Origin of the sequence: Pseudomonas sp. R2-60-08W (assembly GCF_003852335.1) — a bacterium.
Lineage (GTDB): Bacteria > Pseudomonadota > Gammaproteobacteria > Pseudomonadales > Pseudomonadaceae > Aquipseudomonas.
This window is the reverse complement of record NZ_CP027731.1, coordinates 2661513-2676016: the sequence shown is the minus strand read 5'-3', so window position 1 is coordinate 2676016 and position 14504 is coordinate 2661513. Positions and strand designations below refer to the sequence as shown.

The following is a 14504-nucleotide window of genomic DNA, read 5'->3' as shown; positions in this document are numbered from 1 at the left end:
GATTTTTATTCGAGTACTGCTTCCAGATCGAACTGGCACAACCGGCGATGCGTGGCGTCTTTGCTTTCGCGCACGGCGTGGTTTTGCGGCAACAGGTCATAGCAGCGGTACAGGAGCCGGCCGACGTGCAGGGCCAGTTCCGGCTCCCAGCGGTCCAGGCCCGCGCGTTGTAGTTCGAGGTCCAGCTGTTCCAGCTGGATTCTGCCCAGGTCAGGCTTGCCCGCGCGCATGCACAACCTGGCCAGTGCCAGCCGCCAATGAAAGCGCGCGCGCTCACTGCCAGCGCTGTGCAAACCCTGCTTGAGCACGCCGACGGCAGCCTTGAGCCCATCCTTGCGCAAGCTGGGCATGACCGTCTGCAAGGCGGCTTCCCAGGGTTCGCTGCCTCCATCGGCAACGGCATTGAAAGGCTCGGCTTTGTGCAGGTGGCGAACAACATGAAGCGTGATCCACTCACAGGTCGCCGCGCCCGCAAACGGCGTGCCGTCGTCGAAGCGCAATTCGGGCAGGTTCGGCAAACGTTGCAATAACAGCGCGAAGCTCGTTTCCAGCTCGGTCATGGCCAAGTTCGCGTGCAAGGCTTCAAGGCATTCCCAGAGCATGCGTAGCCCATCGAACCAGAACAATGCGCCCGCCAGGCTGACCTCGAGCTCAAGCAACAGCTCGGCGTGATGGCCTTGGCTGAGATGATCCTGGTAACGTTTAAGCTTGTCGGGAGCCAGCGGGCGCAACGCCGTCACCCCCTCACTGTTGGCATCGGGATAATTGACCAGGCTCAGCCACGCCAAGGTGCGTCCCAAACGCAAGGCCCGCAGGTCGGTGGCATTCTGGCGCAACCACCAGGCACACAATGTACGGGCCTGTTCCTGTAAGGCGCGCAGCACTTTTTGGGCATCTTTTTCATTGTTGATCAGCAGCTCAGGCTTGAGCGACTGCGTGAGCGCCTGCTTGACCTGGGTGATCACGCCCGCAGCGCCCGCTGGCTGCGCGCCGTCTTGCGCGGCACGCGCCAGACGTTCCGCCAGTTGTCGCCGGATCGGCAACAACAACGGGGCGTCACTGCCAAGGCGTTCGTTCAATAGCTCATCAAGGCGCACGAGGTGTGCCTGCAGCGCCTGGAACAAGGGCAATCGGTCGACAAGCGACAGGTTCTGCGAGAAGAGCGGGGCCAGGCGCGTCACCAGCCAACCCAATGCGGCAACGCGGGTGCGCAGCTTGGTGGGATAGACCGCCGCCCAGTGATGCTCACAGAGATAAACCAGCAAACCGAGGCCGGCCAGCAACCCCGGGAATGAATCACGCTGATGCAGTCCCCAGGTGAGCCACACAGCGAGGCGCAGGTCCTTGGACTGCTCACGCAACAGGCGCTCACTGGACTCGCAGACCTGCTGCCAGTCCGGCAGGCTCGCGCCATGTATGGACTGCGCCTTGGCAACCTCGGCTTCCACGGTTTCAAACTCACTCGAAAAGCGCACGTCATTGCCGGCGAAATCCCCTGGCGAACAAGGTTTCCGTGCAAGTTCCTGGTAATAAGCGCACAACTTTTCTGAATGAACCATTTTTGGGCTGCACACAACTATGAAGGCTGAATAGGCAAACTTGATGCTGGGAAATGCGTAGCAGAGCTGCGCTTAACCCTCGTTCAACACACAACGAAGTGAACGAACCTTAGCCATCAAAAAAACAGTCAGCAAGCCACAGCCTCACACTTAAGGAATTTCCTACAAGCCCTCTAAAATCAAGGCCTGCGCAGTATTTTGCGCACTTAATCAAGTTAAATAGCCCGCGATCACCGCCAACTGCGCATGATTACTCACTTCTCACCATGAGCAACTAACTGCGCACTTATGTGCAACTTAAAATACTAAAAACCCGCAAAATCAGCCCCCTATGAAACGCTCTAACTTTCTACACCTTGATTTCATTGACCCACGCACTTTCAGGCACGCTTTTTGTTAAAGGCATTTCACCCGACCGACAACTTCATCGCTCGGGAGCACCTACTCAATCAGACAAGGAAACCCGTCATGCCAACACCCGCGTACCTCTCAGTCACCGGTGTCAAACAAGGTTTGATCACCGCAGGTACATTTACCCAGGACTCGGTAGGCAACATTTATCAGGAAGGCCACGAGGATCAGATTCTGGTGCAGGCATTTGCCCATCAGGTGATCATTCCCCGCGACCCGCAATCGGGCCAGCCTACCGGCCAGCGCGTGCATAAACCGCTGATGATCAGCAAGGTCTTCGACAAATCCTCGCCCCTGCTATTCAGCGCACTGACCTCGGGGGAAGAAGTGTCATGCCGGTTGGAATGGTTTCGCACCTCTTCGGCAGGCACCCAGGAGCATTACTTCACCATTGAACTGGAAGGCGCGACGATCGTGGACATCCAGTCGCGCATGCCCAACTGCCAGGACCCGGACAACGCCCACTTCACCCATCTGGAGGACGTGTATTTCACCTATCGCAAGATCGTCTGGACCCATGAAGTAGCCGGCACTTCAGGCTCGGACGACTGGCGCAGTCCAGTAGCCGGCTAACCGCGGCGGTGGCGGTGGCGGGAACGGCCCAGGGAAGGTGCCGTTCCTGCTCGCGCTACACCATCGCCAGCGGGTGCTTGCGCTTGGGGGCGCCAAAAACGCGGTCGATCGCGTCCAGGTCATGTTCGTCCAACACCAGCTTCGCAGCAGCGGCATTTTGCCGTATGTGCTCGGGCGTTACTGCCTTGGGGATGGCGATCACACCTTCTTGACGCAAAACCCAGGCTAGAGAGACTTGCGCGGGGGTGGCCTCATGACGATGGGCAATCTGCTTGAGCGTCGGGCTCGCCAACAGCTTGCCGCCCTGGGCAATCGGGCAGTAAGCCATCAAGGGCAGATGGTGCTGTTGCCACCATGGCAGCAGGTCGAATTCAATACCACGTTCTTCAATGTTGTAGAGCACCTGGTTGGTCGCACACGCGGGGGACGCCAGTTCCTGCAGGTCTGCCACATCAAAGTTGGAAACACCCCAACGGCCGATTTTGCCAGCTTCGCGCAGACGCTCGAACGCTTCGACAGTTTCTGCAAGGGGGTACTGGCCGCGCCAATGCAGCAGGTACAGATCGATGTAGTCGGTGCCCAGGCGCTGAAGACTGGCTTCGCAGGCGCGGGGCACGCCTTGGCTGCTGGCGTTGTGCGGATAGACCTTGCTTACCAAAAATACCCGGTCGCGGCGGCCCTTGATGGCCTCGCCGACCACCTCCTCCGCACCGCCTTCGCCGTACATTTCAGCGGTATCGATCAGGGTCAGGCCTTCGTCGATACCCAGCTGCAAGGCGGCCACTTCGGCACGGCGCTGGTTTGGGTCTTCGCCCATGCGCCAGGTTCCCTGGCCGATGACAGGGACGGGAACACCGGCCAGATCGATAGTACGCATGACAACCTCCTGATGAGTTCGCGGATTAACAGTGTGGCATTGACCGGACAAAAGGGTTCAATCGCAGTATGGTTGGCCTCTGATCAATCGCCAGGAATCACCCGCAATGCTGTTTGTCGTGATGCTCGGGGGCAAGCACCCCAGGGCCCGGATCGAAGTACACGATGTCGCGTTTGCCGTGGCGGATACGCTACAGGCCACCTACCCGCAGTTGCGCGACGCCTGGTTTGGCAGCCCCAAGGGCGTGCATATCGATTCGTGGATGGCGGTCGATGGCGTCGACGGCTGGAAGGTCGAATTCAGTCAATTGGCGCCGCATGGCGATGCGCCTCGCTTGTATTTCCTCAACCTCGGCGGCTATGAGGCCAACCGCTTCGGCGAGGCGCATCACTACCTGTTGCTGGTGGCGCGCGACAAGCGCGAAGCGATGAGCAAGGGCAAGCAGCACGTGTTGCGCCACTGGTCCCAGGCCCACACCGACGCGGTAATGGATATCGACGATTGCCTGCCCATCGACCTGGTGGACGGCCGTTATGTGCATCTTGTACAAGGCCCGCACGCCGCCATCATCCAACAAAACGACTACATCGTTTTGGCCTGAACCCCGCGGGCCAGGCCGCTTCCGGCCCGCTCAGGCAAGTAGACGGAACTTTGCCAGGAAATAACCGCCTGAATCCGGTAGGCTCACCGTTTTTTTACTCAAGGAGTTATTTCCCATGGCCAAAGCCACCGCCCGCCACATCCTCGTTTCCACTGAAGACAAGTGCAACGAACTCAAGTCCCAGATCGAAGGCGGCGCTGATTTCGCAGAAGTCGCCAAAGCCAACTCCAGCTGCCCGTCCAGCCGTCAAGGCGGCGACCTGGGTTCGTTCGGTCCCGGCCAGATGGTCAAGGAATTCGACAGCGTGGTGTTCAGCGCCCCAGTCAATACCGTACAAGGCCCGGTGAAAACCCAGTTCGGTTATCACCTGCTGGAAGTCACCAGCCGCCAGGACTGATTCAGTCTGTGCTGATGTTGTAGACAACGGCCCGCCATTTGGCGGGCCGTTGTGCATGTGATGACTGACGACGCTTAAGCCGTTAACGTACAGCTCTCTATTTTTGTTCATCCGCGCTCAAGGCTGATAATGCGATTGGCTTTTCCCAGACTGTTCAGCATCACCCTGGTCGTGTTCCTGACCAGCAACGCCGTGACCGCGGCGCCACAAGCGTCCCTCACGGTGTATGGCGAGCCGGCCAAGTACCCCGACGGTTTCAGCCATTTCGACTATGCCAACCCCAATGCCCCCAAAGGCGGCAGCCTGCGCCGCTCCGCCCTGGAAATCGGGCGCTTTGACCATGTATTGCCGTATGTCGATAAAGGCATCGGTGTCTCCCAGGTCGATGGCTGGCTCTACTCGCCTCTGGCCCAGCGCTCCCTGGACGAGCCCTACACGGTCTACGGCCTGGTCGCGCAGAAGATGGAACGCGCCGACGACGGCCTGTCGCTGCGGTTCTACCTCAATCCCAAGGCGCGATTTGCCGATGGCAAACCGATCACCGCCGAAGACGTGCGCTACAGCTTCGACTTGTTGATGACCCAAGGCAGCCTGCGTTTTCGCACGCTGTTCGCCGACGTCAAGCATGTCGAAGTCGAAAACGAGCGCCAGGTGCGTTTCGACTTCTCCAGCAATGAAAACCGCACCCTGCCCCTGGATCTCGCCACCCTGCCGGTGTTCCCCGAACATTGGTGGAAGAGCCGCGACTTCGCCAACGGCGGCGGCTATGAAGCCCCACTGGGCAGTGGCCCGTACAAGGTCAGCAAGATCGACTCCGGCAACACCATCACTTTTACTCGCGACCCCGATTGGTGGGGCAAGGACTTGCCGATCAGCCGTGGCCTGTACAACTTCGATCACTTGAGCCTTGAGTATTTTGGCGACACCGAAGTCGCGCGCCAGGTGCTGCGCGGCGGTGCCTACGACTTCAATCGGGAATTCTCCGCCACTGGCTACTCCATCGGTTATAACGGCCCGGCCCTTGACGATGGCCGCCTGCAACGCGCGCATCTGGCCAAGGAGATGCCGCAACCGGCCCAGGGCTATGTCTTCAATGTGCAAAACCCGATGTTCAAGGACCGCCGCGTGCGCCAGGCCCTGGCCATGCTGTGGGATTTCGAATGGGCCAACCGGCAGATGATGCGCAACCTGTATATCCGCCAGCAAAGCTATTTTTCCAACAGCCCGCTTGCCGCCACCCAGTTGCCGACCGAGGAAGAACTGGCGATCCTGGAACCCTTGCGCGGGCAGATTCCCGATGAGGTGTTCACCCAGGTATTCAAGGCGCCCGTTACCGATGGCAGCGGCATGATCCGTGACAAACAGTTGCAGGCCCTGGCCCTGCTGGAAGAGGCGGGCTGGAAGCCTGAAGGCGACAAACTGGTCAACGCCGAGGGCGAGCCGTTAGAGTTCACCTTCCTCAACGCCCAGGCGGGCCTGGAACGTCTACTGCTGCCGTACAAACGCAACCTGGCGCAGATCGGCATCACCTTGAATATCCGTCGGATCGACTCCTCCCAGTACGTCAACCGCTTGATGGCGCGGGACTACGACATGATCGTCACCGGTTTTCCGGTTACCACCTCGCCGGGCATGGAGCTGTACAATTTCTTCGGTTCCGCCGCTGCGTTCGATCCGGGCGCCAACAATTACATGGCGCTCCAGGACCCGGCCGTCGACCGCCTGATCAAGGGCCTGGTCAAGGCCGACACCCAGGCGCAGATGCTCACTTACGCCCACGCCCTGGACCGGGTGCTGCAGTGGAACTACCTGTGGATTCCCAACTATTACCCGCCCGGCACCTCCGCCGCGTGGTGGAACCGCTTCGGCCGCCCAGCCATCGAGGCGAAAAACGATGAAGCCCTGGAAACCTGGTGGGAAGTCAGCCCGACGCCACTGACCAACGAGCAGATGCAAGCCGAGCTGAAAAAACGTGGGGATGCGCGCTGATGTTTGCCTATATCGTGCGGCGCCTGCTGCTGATCATCCCGACCCTGGTGATCATCCTGCTGGTGAATTTCGTGATCGTGCAGGCCGCGCCCGGAGGGCCGGTGGAACAAGCCATCGCCCACTTGCAAGGCATCGGCGGCGGTGGTGTGGGCGGCGGCGCAGGCGAAGGTATCAGCGGCTCGCGGGCCAGTCGTGGCCTGGACCCGAAGCTGATCAAGGACATCGAAAAGCAATACGGCTTCGACAAGCCTGCACCGGAACGCCTGTGGCTGATGCTCAAGAGCTACGCCCAACTGGACTTCGGCAACAGCTTCTTTCGCGGCTCGACGGTGATCGACCTGATCCTGGAAAAGATGCCGGTCACCATTTCCCTCGGCCTGTGGGCCACCTTGATCACTTACCTGGTGTCGATTCCCTTGGGCATCCGCAAGGCGGTGCGCCATGGCAGCAGCTTCGATGTGTGGAGCAGCACCGCCATAGTCATCGGCTATGCGATGCCGGCGTTCCTGTTTGCGATGTTTCTGATCGTGGTGTTTGCCGGCGGCACGTCGCTGAACTGGTTCCCGGTGCGCGGGTTGGTGTCGGAAAATTTCGAAACACTGAGCACCGTGGGCAAGATCGCCGACTATTTCTGGCACCTGGTATTGCCGGTCACGGCACTGGTGATCGGCGGGTTCGCCACCTTGACCATCCTCACCAAAAACTCGTTCCTCAACGAAATTACCCGGCAGTACGTGGTCACCGCGCGCGCCAAGGGCTTGAGCGAACGCCGCGTGCTGTACGGCCATGTGTTTCGCAACGCGATGCTGCTGGTGATTTCCGGGATTCCCCAAGCGTTCATCAGCGTATTCTTCGCCGGTTCCCTGCTGATCGAAGTGATCTTCTCCCTCGACGGCCTGGGCCGCATGAGCTATGAAGCGGCCGTCTCACGGGACTACCCAGTGGTGTTTGGTTCGTTGTTTATCTTCACCCTGTTCGGCCTCTTGATAAAACTCATCGGCGACCTCTGTTACACCCTGGTGGACCCGCGTATCGACTTCGCTGCGAGGAACGCCTGATGCTCAATCTGTCGCCCGTGGCTCGTCGGCGTTTCGAGCGCTTCAAGAAAAACCGTCGCGGCTGGTGGTCGCTGTGGCTATTTATCGGCTTGTTTATCCTGACCCTCGGTGGCGAGTTGATCGCCAACGATAAGCCGCTGGTGCTCAGTTTCAAGCACGAGCTGTATTTCCCGGTATTCAAGCGCTACACCGAACAGCAGTTCGGCGGGCAGTTGCCGTTCCAGGCCGACTACCGCAGTGACTACGTGCAGAAGCTGATAAAGCAGGACGGCGGCTGGATGTGGTTCCCGCCGATCCCGTTCAGCGACGATACGCCCAACTACGAGCTGGCCCGCCCTGCCCCCAGCCCGCCATCGACGGTGAATTGGCTGGGCACCGATGACCAATCGCGGGATGTGCTGGCGCGGGTGATCTTCGGCGCACGGGTGTCGATCCTGTTTGCCCTGGCGCTGACCGCGATCAGCGCCGCCATCGGCATTGCCGCCGGGGCATTGCAGGGTTACTACGGCGGCTGGGTAGACTTGCTGGGGCAACGCATCCTGGAGGTGTGGTCGGGCCTGCCGGTGCTGTACCTGCTGATTATCCTGTCAGGCTTTGTCGAGCCGAATTTCTGGTGGTTGCTGGGCATCATGGCGCTTTTTTCCTGGCTGGCGCTGGTGGATGTGGTGCGCGCCGAGTTCCTGCGCGGGCGCAACCTGGAGTATGTCAAGGCCGCGCGCGCCCTGGGCCTGGGCGACGGCAAGATCATTGGCCGGCATATCCTGCCCAATGCCATGACCGCCACCTTGAGCTATTTACCGTTCATCCTCACCGGGGCGATTTCGACCTTGAGCGCCCTGGATTTCCTCGGCTTCGGCATGCCGGCCGGCAGTGCGTCGCTGGGCGAGTTGATCGCCCAGGGCAAGCAGAACCTGCAAGCCCCATGGCTGGGCCTGACGGCGTTTTTCACCCTGGCGCTGATCCTGTCGCTGCTGGTGTTTATCGGCGAGGCGTTGCGTGATGCCTTCGACCCTCGCTCATGAGTGACTGCATATGAACCTGATCGAAATCCGTGACCTCAGCGTGGCGTTCAGCGGCCACACCGTGGTGCGCAATGTGAACCTGGACGTGCGCCCCGGCGAGTGCCTGGCGCTGGTGGGTGAGTCGGGCTCGGGCAAGTCGGTGACCGCTCATTCGATCCTGCAACTGCTGCCCGAAGCCGGCACGCTCAGCAAAGGCTCGGTGAAGTATCGCGGCCAGGAGCTGATGGGCGCGTCGCCTAAGGCCCTGCAAAAGCTGCGCGGCAACCGTATTGCCATGATCTTCCAGGAGCCGATGACCTCGCTGAACCCGCTGCACACGATCGAAAAGCAGATCGGCGAGACCCTGCTGCTGCACAAGGGCCTGGGCGGCAAGGCGGCGCAGGCGCGTATCCTCGAGCTGCTCGACCTGGTCGGCATCCAGAAACCCCAGGAGCGGCTCAAGGCCTACCCCCATCAACTCTCCGGAGGCCAGCGCCAGCGGGTGATGATCGCCATGGCCCTGGCCTGCGAGCCGGAGCTGCTGATTGCCGACGAACCCACCACCGCACTGGACGTGACCGTGCAGCGCAAGATCCTGCTGCTGCTCAAGTCGTTGCAGCAACGCCTGGGCATGTCACTGCTGCTGATCAGCCATGACCTTAACCTGGTGCGCAGCATTGCCCAGCGGGTGTGCGTGATGCGCGCCGGCGAGATCGTCGAGCAGGCCGACTGCCAGGCCTTGTTTGCCGCGCCACAGCACCCCTACAGCCGCTTGCTGCTGGACGCCGAGCCCTCGGCTGAAGTGTTGTGCGGCGAAGAGCGCGAGACCGTATTGCAGGTGAACGACCTGAGCGTGCGGTTTGCTCTCGGCGGCGGGCTGCTGCGACCCAAGCGCTACCTGCAGGCGGTGGACGGTATCAGCCTCAGTGTGCAACGCGGCAAGACCCTGGGGATTGTCGGCGAGTCCGGCTCGGGCAAGTCGACCCTGGGCCAGGCGATCCTGCGCCTGCTCGATTCCACCGGCAGCATCCGCTTCCAGGGCGAGGCCCTCGACCCGCTCAACCACCGGCAGATGCGCCCATGGCGCAAGCAGATGCAGGTGGTGTTCCAGGACCCGTATGGCAGCCTCAGCCCGCGCATGTCGGTGCAACAGATCATCAGCGAGGGCCTGGAAGTGCACGCCCCGTGCAGCCTCGACGCGCGCGAAGCGCAGGTGATCCAGGTACTCAAGGACGTCGGCCTGGACCCCGCCAGCCGGCACCGTTACCCCCATGAATTTTCCGGCGGCCAGCGCCAGCGCATCGCTATCGCCCGGGCACTGGTGCTCAAGCCGGCGTTGATGCTGCTGGATGAGCCGACCTCGGCGCTGGACCGTACGGTGCAAAAACAAGTGGTGGCCCTGTTGCGCGAACTGCAGGAGAAATACGGCCTGACCTACCTGTTCATCAGCCATGACCTGGCGGTGGTGCGGGCAATGGCCCACGATATGATCGTGGTCAAGGACGGCAAAGTGGTAGAGCGCGGCCCCAGCCATGCCGTGTTCGAAGCGCCGCAGCATCCCTACACCAAGGAACTGTTGGCTGCCGCACACATCCCCTTGTAGAAGCGCGTTTATAGTGGCGAGCGGGCTCCCTCGCCACGCTTCACCTGCTGGACCATCAATCGGCGCTATGACTATGAACACCACCGAAAACCTCAAGGACTACCAACACGTTCGCGGCCTGGCCATTCAGTCGCTGTTCGAGATTATCGAGCAGTCCAGCGAAGGCACGGTGATCGTGGACCGTGATGCGAATATCGTCTGGATGAACGAGCGCTACGCCAAGCGTTTCGGCCTCAAGAGCGCCGAGCAGGCCATCGGCCAACCCTGCGAGCAGGTGATTTCCAACAGCCTGTTGCGCCAGGTGGTGCGCAACGACCGGCCGATTCTGCTGGATATCCAGGACACGCCCAAGGGCCCGCTGGTGGTGATGCGCCTGCCGATCCACGACGATGCGGGCGCGGTGATCGGTGCGATTGGCTTTGCGCTGTTCGATGAGCTGCGCAACCTGTCGCCGCTGATCGAGCGCTACCTGAGCATGCAGCAGGAACTGGCGTCCACGCGTTCGCTGTTGCGCTCGCGGCAAAGCAAATACAACTTCGCGCACTTTATCGGCACCAGCGCCGCCAGCCTTGAAGTCAAGCGCCGTGCGCGGCGCAGTGCCAGCGCCGAATCGCCGGTGCTACTGCTCGGCGAAACCGGCACCGGCAAGGAATTGCTCGCCCAGGCCATCCATGGTGCTTCGCCCCGAGCCCACAAGGCGTTCGTCAGCATCAACAGCGCGGCGATCCCCCACGACCTGCTCGAAGCTGAATTTTTCGGCACCGCCCCAGGTGCCTTCACCGGCGCCGACCGCAAGGGCCGTCCCGGCAAATTCCAGATCGCCCAGGGTGGCACGCTGTTCCTCGATGAAATCGGCGACATGCCGCTGCCGCTGCAAAGCAAGTTATTGCGGGTGTTGCAGGAAAAGGAATTCGAACCGGTGGGGTCCAACGAAATGCTTCACAGCGATGTGCGGGTGATCGCGGCGACATCCATGGACCTGGAAGCGGCGATCAAGCGTGGCGAGTTCCGTGCGGACTTGTACTACCGCCTGAACGTGTTGCCGATCCAGGTGCCGCCGCTGCGTGAACGGTTGGAAGATATTCCGGCGCTGAGCGAAGCCATCCTCGAGGAACTGCGCAGCCAGCATGAACTGGACCGCGAAGCACTGGCCCTGTTGGCGCAGCATGCGTGGCCGGGAAATATCCGTGAGCTGCGCAACGTGCTGGAGCGGGCGGCGTTGTTGAGCGATGACCTGGTGTTGAACGCCGGGGAGATTCGGGCTGCGATTGGCACGTTCAGGCCGGTGGCGCGTGGTGCGGTAGCCACGGCCGAGGGTGAGACCTATGCGGCGGCGCGGGAGCGGTTTGATCGGCAGTTGATCGGTGATGCCTTGCAAACATGCGCAGGGAATGTGGTGGCGGCCGCCAAGCGATTGGGGCTGGGGCGGTCGACGCTGTACAAGAAAATGCTAGCTCTGGGCCTTACTCAGTCTCACTAAAGAGACAGTGTTCTCATTTTCAAGACAGTCTAATGTGGGAGGGGGCTTGCCCCCGATAACTATAGTTCAGTCAATGTTTGTGCTGGCTGACCCACCGCCATCGGGGTGTAGAACCGTAGACATCGTTTACATCTGAAACCGGGGACATCGTTTACACATTTGAGGCTTGGACGCGGGTCATACCTCGCCCAAGCCTTCCCAGGGGATAATCACACAAGTACAAATCCCAAACATCATCCTCAGCCTCTTTAAGCCCTATCTGCTCCCCTGACAGCGCCTCGCTGATAAATACCAACTTGCCGTTCCACTTGATCGACCCGTCCTGTCTGACGCTTCGAACCTTCATTTCGGACGGATACTCCACATCCGGCAAGCATCCTGGGTAAATCCGGGTAGACGGCACATACACGTCCCCTGGACGCTTCATACTGAGCGCTTCATGAGGGCGCACGTAATTGAACTCATGCCTGAAGTGCTCTAGCAAAAGCTGCTGCTCGATTAGGTTTTCTCCTAAGGGCAGCTCCAGTTTCAAGCTACGGTGCATCCGCTCATGGCGACCATTTTGGGCCGGTCTTCCTGGCATGGTGCGCTCCGGATAGATGCCCAGACGTATCCACCAAACTGCCAGCGTGGATATTCTTGCCAGGCCAGGAGAGGCAAACGGAACACCGTTGTCCGACCGAATAACTTCGGGCATGCCGTACTCCTGAAACAGTCTCTCAAAGGCTTGTTCAACAGGTTCAGTCTTGATCTTTGAATGAGCCCTGCACGCCAAAATCATCCGGGAAGCGTGGTCTGTGATGGTCAAAGGGAAGCACATCTGCGCGTTATGCATTTTGAATTGCCCTTTGTAGTCGGCGCACCACGTCTGGTTAGGTTCGTTGGCCTCGCGCATTACTACAGGGGAAGTACCGTGTCTGCGCTTGAAGCGCCGCTTTTGGACGAGCCCAAGTCGATCAAGCCATTGGCCTGCTGTACTTGGGGAAGGCCAGGCGATGGAGGGATCTTCAAGTCGCAATAGCTCGAGAAGCTTCTTCGGACCCCATTTATCGTGCGCCTCCTTCATCGCCACCACACGGGCCAGGATTTCATCGTCGGTTTTATTGGGGCTGTTGTGAGGGCGTCGGGACAGTTCGGCTAACGACTTTAAATCGCCATTGTGCCGGCCGATCCATTTGTCGACGGTAGGCCGACTTACGTTAAAGCGGCGCGCCAGCTGGCTTTTGGTGTAATTACCAGAAAGCCAGTCAGCGACCAGTCTGATTCGTTGATTCATCGGAGACTCTTGGTTCCAGGGCATGATCAGTTACCTCCTGATCATGCGTATTAACCTGTAAACCATGTCCCCGGTTAGAAATGTAAACGATGTCCCCGGTTTGTACCGGGGCAAGCCCCCTCCCACATTTGATCGGTGGCGGTCTCTGAATTGAGACAATGACTGGAACTCTCGCCAAGAAACAGCTAAATATTTTTATATTTCAATAAGTTAGAAACATGGCACACATCTCGCTATAGCCGTTCTCCAGCGTTTCACCCACAAAAATAACAATTGGAGACACACCATGAGTGTGATCATTGCCTTGGCAGCCCTGGCGCTGCTGATGTTGGCTGCCTACCGTGGCTATAGCGTTATCCTGTTTGCCCCGATCGCCGCCCTCGGCGCTGTTCTGCTGACTGACCCTTCCGCTGTCGCACCGGCCTTCACCGGGGTGTTCATGGAGAAAATGGTCGGTTTCATCAAGCTGTATTTCCCGGTGTTCCTGCTCGGTGCGGTGTTCGGCAAGCTGATCGAGTTGTCGGGGTTCTCGCGTTCCATCGTCGCCGCCGCCATTCGTTTGCTCGGCACGCGCCAGGCGATGCTGGTGATTGTGTTGGTCTGTGCCCTGCTCACTTACGGCGGCGTGTCACTGTTCGTGGTGGTGTTTGCGGTGTACCCGTTTGCCGCGGAGATGTTCCGCCAGAGCAATATCCCCAAGCGCCTGATCCCGGCCACCATCGCCCTCGGTGCGTTCTCGTTCACCATGGACGCCCTGCCCGGCACGCCGCAGATCCAGAACATTATCCCCAGCACCTTCTTCAACACCACCGCCTGGGCGGCGCCGTGGTTGGGGCTGATCGGTACGATCTTCGTGTTCTGCGCCGGCATGCTCTACCTGTCGCGCCAGCGCAACAAGGCCCAGCGCGCGGGTGAAGGCTACGGCACCGAGCTGCGCAACGAGCCGGAAACCGCCGAGAACCTGGCCCTGCCCAACCCCTGGATCGCGCTGTCGCCGTTGCTTCTGGTGGGGGTGATGAACCTGCTGTTCACCCACTGGATCCCGCAGTGGTACGGCAAGACCCACAGCCTCAGCCTGCCGGGCATGAGCGCCCCGGTGACCACCGAAATCGCCAAGCTCACCGCGATCTGGGCGGTGCAGGCGGCGTTGCTGGTGGGGATCATCGTGGTGCTGGTGTGCGGTTTTTCAGCGATCAAAAGCAAGCTGGCCGAGGGCAGTAAAAGTGCGGTCAGCGGCGCGCTGCTGGCAGCGATGAACACCGCTTCCGAATACGGGTTCGGTGCAGTGATCGCCTCATTGCCTGGGTTCCTGGTATTGGCGGACTGGCTCAAGGGCATCCCCAACCCGCTGGTCAACGAAGCGATTACCGTGACCTTGCTGGCAGGGATCACCGGCTCCGCATCCGGCGGCATGAGCATCGCCCTGGCGGCCATGTCCGAAAGCTTTATTTCAGCGGCCCATGCGGCCAATATTCCCCTTGAAGTGCTGCACCGGGTCGCGGCGATGGCCAGCGGCGGCATGGACACCCTTCCCCACAACGGCGCGGTGATCACGCTGCTGGCGGTGACCGGGCTGACCCACCGCGAAGCCTACAAGGATATTTTCGGCATCACGATCATCAAGACCCTCGCGGTGTTCGTGGTGATCGGTACGTTCTACGCCACCGGCATAGTGTGAG

The 14504-nt window shown here is 60.2% G+C and carries 12 protein-coding genes; 9 read left to right on the top strand and 3 right to left on the bottom strand.

Going from position 1 to position 14504, the window contains the following annotated elements; genetic code table 11:
- Positions 1-5: 5 nt before the first annotated feature.
- Positions 6-1559 carry a type VI secretion system protein TssA gene (gene tssA / locus C4J90_RS12170; RefSeq protein WP_124419886.1) on the bottom strand — a complete coding sequence of 518 codons (1554 nt, stop codon included), beginning with the start codon at positions 1557-1559 and terminating at the stop codon, positions 6-8.
- A gap of 468 nt (positions 1560-2027) precedes the next feature.
- On the opposite strand from tssA, the gene C4J90_RS12165 reads away from it, so the two are divergent.
- On the top strand, positions 2028-2543 hold the full coding sequence (locus tag C4J90_RS12165; RefSeq protein ID WP_124362628.1) for an Hcp family type VI secretion system effector: 516 nt from the start codon (positions 2028-2030) through the stop codon (positions 2541-2543).
- Between the two features lie 55 nt (positions 2544-2598).
- On the opposite strand, the gene C4J90_RS12160 is transcribed toward C4J90_RS12165, so the two are convergent.
- Positions 2599-3420 (bottom strand): aldo/keto reductase, encoded by an 822-nt coding sequence (locus tag C4J90_RS12160; RefSeq protein ID WP_124419885.1) that lies wholly within the window; start codon positions 3418-3420, stop codon positions 2599-2601.
- A gap of 106 nt (positions 3421-3526) precedes the next feature.
- On the opposite strand from C4J90_RS12160, the gene C4J90_RS12155 reads away from it, so the two are divergent.
- The 7 genes from C4J90_RS12155 (at position 3527) to C4J90_RS12125 (ending at position 11549) form a co-directional block, all read left to right on the top strand.
- Entirely contained in the window at positions 3527-4021 is a 495-nt protein-coding gene (locus tag C4J90_RS12155; RefSeq protein WP_124419884.1) for a DUF1543 domain-containing protein, read from the top strand.
- Positions 4022-4136: 115 nt separating this feature from the next.
- A complete protein-coding gene (locus tag C4J90_RS12150) occupies positions 4137-4418 on the top strand; it encodes a peptidylprolyl isomerase (RefSeq protein WP_124362625.1) in 282 nt (93 codons plus the stop codon).
- 129 nt (positions 4419-4547) lie between these two features.
- Positions 4548-6407, top strand: coding sequence for an extracellular solute-binding protein (locus C4J90_RS12145; RefSeq protein ID WP_124419883.1), 1860 nt, complete (start codon positions 4548-4550; stop codon positions 6405-6407).
- Positions 6407-7465 (top strand): microcin C ABC transporter permease YejB, encoded by a 1059-nt coding sequence (locus C4J90_RS12140; protein ID WP_124362623.1) that lies wholly within the window; start codon positions 6407-6409, stop codon positions 7463-7465. The genes C4J90_RS12145 and C4J90_RS12140 overlap by 1 nt, the downstream gene beginning before the upstream one ends.
- Positions 7465-8487 (top strand): ABC transporter permease, encoded by a 1023-nt coding sequence (locus tag C4J90_RS12135; protein WP_164484536.1) that lies wholly within the window; start codon positions 7465-7467, stop codon positions 8485-8487. Before C4J90_RS12140 ends, C4J90_RS12135 begins: the two co-directional genes overlap by 1 nt.
- Positions 8488-8497: 10 nt before the next feature.
- A complete protein-coding gene (locus C4J90_RS12130; protein WP_124419882.1) occupies positions 8498-10069 on the top strand; it encodes an ABC transporter ATP-binding protein in 1572 nt (523 codons plus the stop codon).
- Between the two features lie 73 nt (positions 10070-10142).
- Entirely contained in the window at positions 10143-11549 is a 1407-nt protein-coding gene (locus C4J90_RS12125; protein WP_124419881.1) for a sigma-54-dependent Fis family transcriptional regulator, read from the top strand.
- A 151-nt stretch (positions 11550-11700) separates the two neighbouring features.
- On the opposite strand, the gene C4J90_RS12120 is transcribed toward C4J90_RS12125, so the two are convergent.
- Entirely contained in the window at positions 11701-12849 is a 1149-nt protein-coding gene (locus tag C4J90_RS12120; protein WP_124419880.1) for a DDE-type integrase/transposase/recombinase, read from the bottom strand.
- Positions 12850-13111: 262 nt separating this feature from the next.
- Here C4J90_RS12120 and C4J90_RS12115 point away from each other — a divergent pair, with 262 nt between their 5' ends.
- Positions 13112-14503, top strand: a complete 1392-nt coding sequence (locus C4J90_RS12115) for a GntP family permease (RefSeq protein WP_124414556.1) — start codon at positions 13112-13114, stop codon at positions 14501-14503.
- Position 14504 lies beyond the last annotated feature (1 nt).

Bases quoted from the DNA above. Each gene is read 5' to 3' on its own strand.
- C4J90_RS12150 (WP_124362625.1), top strand. From the start codon at position 4,137: ATGGCCAAAGCCACCGCCCGCCACATCCTCGTTTCCACTGAAGACAAG.
- C4J90_RS12120 (WP_124419880.1), bottom strand. From the start codon at position 12,849: ATGCCCTGGAACCAAGAGTCTCCGATGAATCAACGAATCAGACTGGTC.
- C4J90_RS12135 (WP_164484536.1), top strand. From the start codon at position 7,465: ATGCTCAATCTGTCGCCCGTGGCTCGTCGGCGTTTCGAGCGCTTCAAG.
- tssA (WP_124419886.1), bottom strand. From the start codon at position 1,559: ATGGTTCATTCAGAAAAGTTGTGCGCTTATTACCAGGAACTTGCACGG.
- C4J90_RS12155 (WP_124419884.1), top strand. From the start codon at position 3,527: ATGCTGTTTGTCGTGATGCTCGGGGGCAAGCACCCCAGGGCCCGGATC.
- C4J90_RS12130 (WP_124419882.1), top strand. From the start codon at position 8,498: ATGAACCTGATCGAAATCCGTGACCTCAGCGTGGCGTTCAGCGGCCAC.
- C4J90_RS12160 (WP_124419885.1), bottom strand. From the start codon at position 3,420: ATGCGTACTATCGATCTGGCCGGTGTTCCCGTCCCTGTCATCGGCCAG.
- C4J90_RS12165 (WP_124362628.1), top strand. From the start codon at position 2,028: ATGCCAACACCCGCGTACCTCTCAGTCACCGGTGTCAAACAAGGTTTG.
- C4J90_RS12115 (WP_124414556.1), top strand. From the start codon at position 13,112: ATGAGTGTGATCATTGCCTTGGCAGCCCTGGCGCTGCTGATGTTGGCT.
- C4J90_RS12140 (WP_124362623.1), top strand. From the start codon at position 6,407: ATGTTTGCCTATATCGTGCGGCGCCTGCTGCTGATCATCCCGACCCTG.
- C4J90_RS12125 (WP_124419881.1), top strand. From the start codon at position 10,143: ATGAACACCACCGAAAACCTCAAGGACTACCAACACGTTCGCGGCCTG.
- C4J90_RS12145 (WP_124419883.1), top strand. From the start codon at position 4,548: ATGCGATTGGCTTTTCCCAGACTGTTCAGCATCACCCTGGTCGTGTTC.